10 protein-coding genes are annotated in these 7,155 nt (G+C 68.2%); 9 read left to right on the forward strand and 1 reads right to left on the reverse strand.

What is annotated here, in order from left to right; genetic code table 11:
• From WFI16_RS26690 to WFI16_RS26725, 8 genes are all read left to right on the forward strand, one after another.
• Positions 1-1,452, forward strand: a 1,452-nt coding sequence (locus WFI16_RS26690) for a multicopper oxidase domain-containing protein (protein WP_419900893.1), incomplete at its 5' end; no start/stop codon positions are given.
• Positions 1,453-1,457: 5 nt separating this feature from the next.
• Positions 1,458-2,213, forward strand: coding sequence for a copper resistance protein B (locus tag WFI16_RS26695; RefSeq protein ID WP_109517882.1), 756 nt, complete (start codon positions 1,458-1,460; stop codon positions 2,211-2,213).
• A gap of 14 nt (positions 2,214-2,227) precedes the next feature.
• On the forward strand, positions 2,228-2,683 hold the full coding sequence (locus tag WFI16_RS26700) for a plastocyanin/azurin family copper-binding protein (protein ID WP_167522615.1): 456 nt from the start codon (positions 2,228-2,230) through the stop codon (positions 2,681-2,683).
• Entirely contained in the window at positions 2,664-3,431 is a 768-nt protein-coding gene (locus tag WFI16_RS26705; RefSeq protein ID WP_109517881.1) for a response regulator, read from the forward strand. Before WFI16_RS26700 ends, WFI16_RS26705 begins: the two co-directional genes overlap by 20 nt.
• Positions 3,428-4,663, forward strand: coding sequence for an ATP-binding protein (locus WFI16_RS26710; RefSeq protein WP_109517866.1), 1,236 nt, complete (start codon positions 3,428-3,430; stop codon positions 4,661-4,663). The genes WFI16_RS26705 and WFI16_RS26710 overlap by 4 nt, the downstream gene beginning before the upstream one ends.
• Positions 4,664-4,673: 10 nt before the next feature.
• Positions 4,674-5,147, forward strand: a complete 474-nt coding sequence (locus WFI16_RS26715) for a DUF411 domain-containing protein (RefSeq protein WP_109517865.1) — start codon at positions 4,674-4,676, stop codon at positions 5,145-5,147.
• Positions 5,148-5,326: 179 nt separating this feature from the next.
• Positions 5,327-5,653 carry a hypothetical protein gene (locus tag WFI16_RS26720; RefSeq protein WP_109517864.1) on the forward strand — a complete coding sequence of 109 codons (327 nt, stop codon included), beginning with the start codon at positions 5,327-5,329 and terminating at the stop codon, positions 5,651-5,653.
• A gap of 168 nt (positions 5,654-5,821) precedes the next feature.
• A complete protein-coding gene (locus WFI16_RS26725) occupies positions 5,822-6,184 on the forward strand; it encodes a hypothetical protein (protein WP_099095897.1) in 363 nt (120 codons plus the stop codon).
• 90 nt (positions 6,185-6,274) lie between these two features.
• Here WFI16_RS26725 and WFI16_RS26730 read toward each other — a convergent pair whose 3' ends face one another.
• Positions 6,275-6,478 (reverse strand): heavy-metal-associated domain-containing protein, encoded by a 204-nt coding sequence (locus WFI16_RS26730; protein ID WP_099095896.1) that lies wholly within the window; start codon positions 6,476-6,478, stop codon positions 6,275-6,277.
• A gap of 164 nt (positions 6,479-6,642) precedes the next feature.
• On the opposite strand from WFI16_RS26730, the gene WFI16_RS26735 reads away from it, so the two are divergent.
• A partial coding sequence (locus WFI16_RS26735) for a heavy metal-binding domain-containing protein (protein WP_419900894.1) occupies positions 6,643-7,155 on the forward strand: 513 nt, incomplete at its 3' end.

Here is a 7,155-nt window from a genome sequence, read left to right on the forward strand (position 1 = left end):
TACATCATCCAGCTGTCGGACTGGACGGACGAGACGCCGAGCCACGTCATCGCCAACCTCAAGCGCGACCCCGGCTACTACAACTACAACAAGCGCACCCTGGCCAGCCTGGTCGGCGAACTCCGCCGGGCGCCGGACGGCGCCGCGCGGTCAGCCATCGTCTCCGACCGCGTCATGTGGGGCGACATGCGGATGGACCCGACCGACATCGAGGATGTCGGCGGCTACACCTACCTGGTCAACGGCCACACTCCGGCACAGAACTTCACGGCGCTCTTCCGGCCCGGCGAGACGGTGCGCCTGCGCTTCATCAACAGCGGCGCCATGACCCACTTCGACGTGCGCGTCCCCGGCCTCGAGATGACCGTGGTGCAGGCGCATGGCAACAACGTCCGCCCCGTCACCGTGGATGAGTTCCGCATCGCACCGGCAGAGACCTTCGACGTCCTGGTCCGCCCGCGCGACGGGCGCCAGTACCAGGTGCTGGCGGAATCCATGGGCCGCCAGGGCTTCGCGCAGTTCAGCCTGGCCACGCGGGAAGGCCTGCCCGCCCTGCCTCTGCCGCCGCACCGTCCGCGCCCGGTTCTGACCATGGCCGACATGGGCATGAACTACGGGCCCAGCGGACTGGACCGCGGCACACCGATGCCGGAGGTTGACGCCCCGGGCCACGTCGCGCCGATGGACATGGGGGGCATGGATCACTCCGCCATGCAGATGCCCGCCGGGGGTTCCCAGGGCATGCAGGGCCAGTCCATGGGCGGCATGAACCATGGAAACATGGCTGGCATGGGCCACTCCTCCATGTCGGGGATGAACCAACCGGCGATGCCCGGGATGGATCACTCCAGCATGCGGGGCATGGCCCCCTCGTCCATGGCCGGGATGAACCACGGCAACATGCCCGGCATGAATCATGGCTCGACGGGCGCCGGTGCCATGGGCGGCATGGACCACGGCGCCATGGCGATGCCAGACCCCCTGGTGAACGATGTCGGCGCGCCGCCGGGCGCCCGCGTTCTGTCCTACCGCAACCTCCGGGCCGCCAAGCCGCTCTACCCGGTCCGGGAGCCAACCCGCATCATCGAGATCCGGCTGACCGGCAACATGGAGCGGTACTTCTGGTCCATCAACGGCAACAGCTTCAGCCAAGCGCAGCCCATCCAGCTCCACCTCGGCGAGCGTGCGCGCTTCCGCTTCGTCAACGAGACGATGATGAGCCACCCGATGCACCTGCACGGCATGTGGATGATTCCGCAGGTCGGCAACGGGGCCGAGAATCCGCTGCTGCACACCGTCAACATCAAGCCGGGCTCGACGCTCGACGTCGACATCGAGGCGGACGCGCCCGGCGGCTGGGCCTTCCACTGCCACATGCTCTACCACATGGAGACTGGGATGATGCGCAAGGTATCTGTGGTCTCGGCACGCCAGGCGGCTTCGGCGCGGTGACGGTCATGAAGACCAAGAGCATCCTGACCGCCGCCGCCTCGGCCGTCCTGGCCATCGGCGCGCTCCAGGCCGCACCGGCGCACGCGCAGGCGATGCCGCACAGCACCGAGCCCCCGTTCAGCCACGAGGTGTTCACCGGCGCCGTGCTGTTCGAGAAGCTGGAGTACGGCTGGGGGTTGGACGGCCCCAACATCGGCCGCTGGGACGGGCAGGCCTGGTATGGCGGCGACGTCAACCGGGTTTGGCTGAAGACCGAGGGCGAGACGGCGCGGAACGGCCGGGTCGAGAGCGCCGAGATCCAACTGCTCTACTCGCGCCTGATCGGCTATTACTGGGACCTCCAGGCCGGTGTCCGCTACGACATCCGCCCCAGGCCGGACCGCTTCTACGGCGTCATCGGCCTGCAAGGGCTGGCGCCCGGCATGTTCGAGGTCGACCTCCAGGGTTTTGTCAGCGAGCGCGGCGACCTGTCGGCGCGCGCGGAGGTGTCCTACGACGCCTACATCACGCAGCGCCTGGTGCTCCAGCCCAACATCGAGGCCAATTTCGCGCTCCAGAAGGTGCCCGAACTTCACGTCGGCAGCGGCATCAACGACATCGAGGCCGGGCTGCGCCTGCGCTACGAGTTCACGCGCGAGGTCTCACCCTACATCGGCGTCAGCTACGAGCGGAAGCTTGGTGACACGGCCCGCTACGCCCGCAACGACGGTGAGGATGTGGGCGGATGGACCTTCATGACCGGCATCCGGCTGTTCTTCTAAGACGAGACAAAACCATGATGATCCGCACGACCCTTGTCGCGTTGCTGATGATGACGGGGCTGGCCAGCGCCGCTGAGCCAGCCGCCACGGTCCGCCAGTTGAACCGCGGTCCCGTGGCAGGCGACACCTTCGCCTACGATCCCGCTCTGGTGCGGGTCCCGGTGGGCGGCTCCGTCCGCTTCGAGCCCACCGACAAGGGTCACAACGTCGCCCCCATTCAGTCGCTTTGGCCTGCGGGCGCGCCGCCGCTCACCGTGCCGTTCAACAGCGAGGCAACGGTGACCTTCGACCGGCCCGGCGTTTACCCCGTGCAGTGCACGCCCCACACTGGTCTGGGCATGGTGGCCCTGATTGTGGTGGGAGACGCTGACATGACCGAATTCGCAGCGAAGGCTGCATCCGCCCCCGGCCTGGCTCCGAAGGCACGGGCGAAGCTGGGTGTCCTCGCCGGTGCCGCCGGTCAGTCCTGACACGGAGCGGGAGGGGCGGGGCAGCCCGCTCCCCCTCGAGGCTCACATTCTCGTCGTCGAGGACGACGGGGAGATGCGCACGCTCATCGCCAAGTTCCTGCGCCAGAACGGCTTCCGGGTCACGGGGGCGCGGAACGGCGCGGAGATGTGGGACACTATCTCGCTGTCCCCGGTGGACCTGGTGCTGCTGGACGTGATGCTGCCAGGCCAGTCGGGGCTCGACCTGTGTCGGATGCTCCGAGCGAGGTCCGAGGTCCCGATCATCATGGTGACGGCCCGCGGCGAGGAGGCCGACCGGGTGGTGGGCCTCGAACTCGGCGCCGACGACTACCTCCCCAAGCCGTTCAGCCGTCCAGAACTCCTGGCCCGGATCCGGGCCGTCCTGCGGCGCGCCCAGGCCGGGGCAGCCCGGACGGGGCTCGTCACCGGCGACAGGATGGTCTTCGCCGACTGGCTCCTCGACACCCGGCGCCGCGAACTGGCGGCACCCGACGGCTCGGCGGTTGATCTGTCCAGCGGCGAGTATGACCTGCTCCTGGCTTTCTGCGAGCACCCACAACGCGTCCTGTCGCGCGACCAGTTGCTGGACCTCGCCCGCAACCGGATCTCGGGCAGCATCGACCGCTCGGTGGACGTCATGGTCAGCCGCCTCCGGAGAAAGCTGGAGCCGCTGTCGGACAGCCCCGCCATCATCAAGACTGTTCGGGGCGCAGGCTACATGTTCGTCCCTTCGGTCGCGCGTCGATGAGGCGGCTGCTCCCCAGCACCCTGGCTGGCCGCATCATCCTGGTGCTGCTGGTCGGCTTGATGGCGTTCCATGTCGGCAGCCTGTGGCTGCACCAAACAGGCAGCGATATCCTGCTGGGAAGCACGCAGCAGAAGGTCACTGGCGAGCGGGTCGCCGCGGCCGCCCGCGCCATCGGCATGGTGCCGCCGGATGCCCGCGAGGCAGTGGCCCAGGCACTGTCCTCCCCGGGCTTCCAGGTGCGCTGGCGACCCGGTGTCGCAGTGGGGGCCGTGACGGCCCAGAATCTTACCGCCAGCGGCCATCTGGAGGCCGAAGGTGCGGTCAGTCTGCCGGACGGCGGCCATCTCTGGTACCACGCCGACCCGCTGCAAGCGCAGCCGGAGCACGCCACACTCCTCTCCACCACCGCCATGGCCATCGGCATTTTGGTGCTGGGCCTACTGGTCGTGCGCCTCATCGCGCGGCCGTTGCGGGAGCTTTCCAGCGCGGCCGACCGCATCGGCAGGCCCGGGCAGACGGTCACCGTGCCCGAGGAGGGACCCCGCGAGGTTCGGCAGGCGGCACAGGCGTTCAACCGCATGCAGGCGCGCATCGACCGCCTCATTGCCGACCGGACACAGGCGCTCGCGGCCGTCAGTCATGACCTCCGGACCCCATTGGCACGGCTGCGCCTGCGCGCGGGCTTCCTGGACGACGCCGAGGCGCAACGGCAGATCGACGCCGACCTCGACGAGATGGATGCCATGATTGCCTCCACGCTGGCCTACCTGCGGGGCGACGAGGAGCAGGAGGAGGTCCGGTCCGCCGACATCGCAGCGATGCTCCAGACCCTCTGCGGCGACGCTGAGGACATGGGCAAGTCGGTGACCTATGAGGGGCCTTCGCAGGCGCGGCTTCCCTGCCGGGCCATCGCCCTGAAGCGCGCCTTCGCCAACGTCATCGACAACGCGCTGAAGTACGGCCTCTCGGCCCGGGTGACCCTGTCCGACCTGGGGCAGGAACTCGTGGTTCATGTGGACGACATTGGGCCGGGGGTTCCCGAGGCGCAGCTGGAGAGCGTCTTCCAGCCCTTCTACCGCCTCGAGGAGTCCCGCAACCGCAGCACTGGCGGCTCCGGCCTCGGCTTGGCCATCGCACGGCAGGCGGTCGGCCGCCATGGCGGGTCGGTCGCGCTTCAGAACATCACAGGCGGGGGGCTGCGCGCCAGCATCATCCTGCCTAGACCAGCCTAGGAGCGCGAATATGCGTATCGTCACCACCCGTCGAGGTCTCACAAGCGGCCTACTTGGCTTGGCACTGCTGCCCACGGCCTGTGGCGGGCCGCCCAAGGTCGAAGCTTGGCGGGATCGCACCTGCGGCTGCTGCGGTGGCTGGGTCGCGCACTTGCGGGCCGAGGGCTTCGAGGTCGACGACAAGGTCGTGGATGCGGTCGGGCCATACCGGCAGGCGCTTGGCACACCCTCGGACCTGCTCTCCTGCCATGCCGGGAAGACTGGTCGTTACGCCATGGAAGGGCATGTCCCCGCCGCGGCAATCCGGCGCCTGCTCAAGGAAAGGCCCGACGGCGTTGCTGGGCTTTCCGTGCCCGCCATGCCGATCGGCGTGCCGGGCATGGAGGTGCCGGGCGCGGAGCCCTCGACCTACGACGTCGTCGCCTTTGGCCGCGACGGCGCCTGGCGGCCGTGGATGCGGTTCCGCGGACTGGAAGCCCTATGAGCGAGTCCCCCGCCGTCTCAACCTGCAACATGCTGCCTCGAAGCATGCTGCCGTTCCACGTCATGCAAGGCGCGTCGGTCACCCCCTGTGACCGCCTGCTCGCCGTGCAACGTCGTCGCCCCAGCCCGCCGAGGCGGGCCGGGGCGCCTGCCGAACCCCTGCCATCTCAAGGAGGACACATGGTCCACATGACTTCGAAGGCGATCGGGAAGGTCGCATTGGCTGCAACGCTGCTGCTCGGCGTGGCCGCCTGCGCGCAGCCCGGCGGCCCGCCTGCGGCGACCCCGACCTCGTCGCAGATGTCCTTGCCTCCGACATCCACGACGCCGCCGGGTTCGTCCGCCGCCCAGGGCAGCATGGGCTCCATGCAGGGTCACAACATGGGAGGCATGAACATGCAGCAGATGATGCAGCACTGTCAGCAGATGCGGGCGCAGGCCCAGCAGGGCACGATGTCGCCGCAGATGCAGCAGATGATGCAGCACTGTCAGATGATGAACCACTGACGAGATGGGGCGGGACGCCCCAGGGCGTCCCGCCTCGCACCGCGTGGAAGCCGGGGTGCAGTTCCGCTGACATCAATTGATAAGATGGCGCAAGCGGGCTGACACAGTGGCGGCCCATCCTCTCCAGGTGCCGGACGAGAAACGGCAAACCTGATTGAGGATCTCGCTATGACACCCCGCTTCCAATCCGCGCTTTTCGCCCTCTCCCTGTTTGCGGCGATCGGCACTTCCGCCGCGGTAGCGCACGCCAACGGGCCCATCGAGGTTGTTGGGCAGGGCGAGAACTTTGCCGTGGTCTACCCGCCCGGCCATGACGAGAACGTCGTGGGTGGCGGGCGTGTCGCCGTTGCCGGGGGCGGGGAAAACCTGAGGATTCGCTACCTCGATCCCGGCGCCGCGCACCCGGTCCCCGGCGTTCCGGTTCCGACTGGCGGAGAATCGAGCGGCGTCGCCTACATCCAGCCCGACCACCACTACGGTGCGAAGACGGCCGAGGTGATGAGCAACCCGCACGTCCGGCATCACATGTAGCACCGGCCGACGCTGGCGCAGGACGGCATCACAGTCGCCGGAGCAGCCTGCTCCGGCTACGGTGTCCGGCGCAGCTCGTTGCCGGGAAGCTCAGGCGGGCACGGGCTGGTTGGCGTAGCCCGCTTCCTGGATGGCCGCGGCGAGCTCCGTCTGGGATACCGAGGAGATCACGGTCACCCGCCTGTTCTCCACGTCAGCGCTGAACTCGGCAGCGGTGTCCTTGGCCTTGATGGCGCCCTCTACCTTCTTGGCGCAGCCACTGCACTTCATGCCGGGAACGTCGAAGCGGTACATCGTGCTCTCCTCCTCAATGACCGTCCAACAGGTGGGGCTTTCCACTATGGGAAGGTCAAGGCCAGCAGGGTGTCCGATCGGCGCCCTTGACCTTCCCACAATGGGAAACCCCACCTCCTAGAGCACCGAACGTCGAGCACAGCAGTCTTGGAGGAGTCCCGCAGATGGGAGAGCATCACCACCATCACCATGGTCACGGCGCTCATACGCCAGCTAACGACGACCAGACTCTGGTGCGCGACCCGGTCTGCGGGATGACGGTTGACCCTGCCAAGACGCCGCACCACGCCCACCACGGCGGCGCCGCGTTCCATTTCTGCTCGGCTGGATGCAAGGGAAAGTTCGAGGCTCACCCGGACAGGTACCTGAAGCCGGAGAAGGCTGTCGCGCCGACGGCTGCGCAGAAGGCCGCCATCTACACCTGCCCCATGCACCCGGAGATCCGGCAGCAAGGCCCGGGCAACTGCCCCATCTGCGGCATGGCCCTGGAGCCGCTGGAGATTACTGCCGAGGCCGCGCCCAACGAGGAACTCGCCGACATGACGCGGCGGTTCTGGATCGGCCTGGTGCTGACCCTGCCGATCCTCGTCCTGGAGATGGGCGCCCACATCCCCGGCCTAGCCATCCACCACCTGGTGCCGCCCAGGGTCTCCGTGTGGCTCCAGTTCCTGCTCGGG

Source organism: Roseomonas sp. USHLN139 (genome assembly GCF_037145735.1).
In the GTDB taxonomy this organism is placed as follows: domain Bacteria; phylum Pseudomonadota; class Alphaproteobacteria; order Acetobacterales; family Acetobacteraceae; genus Pseudoroseomonas.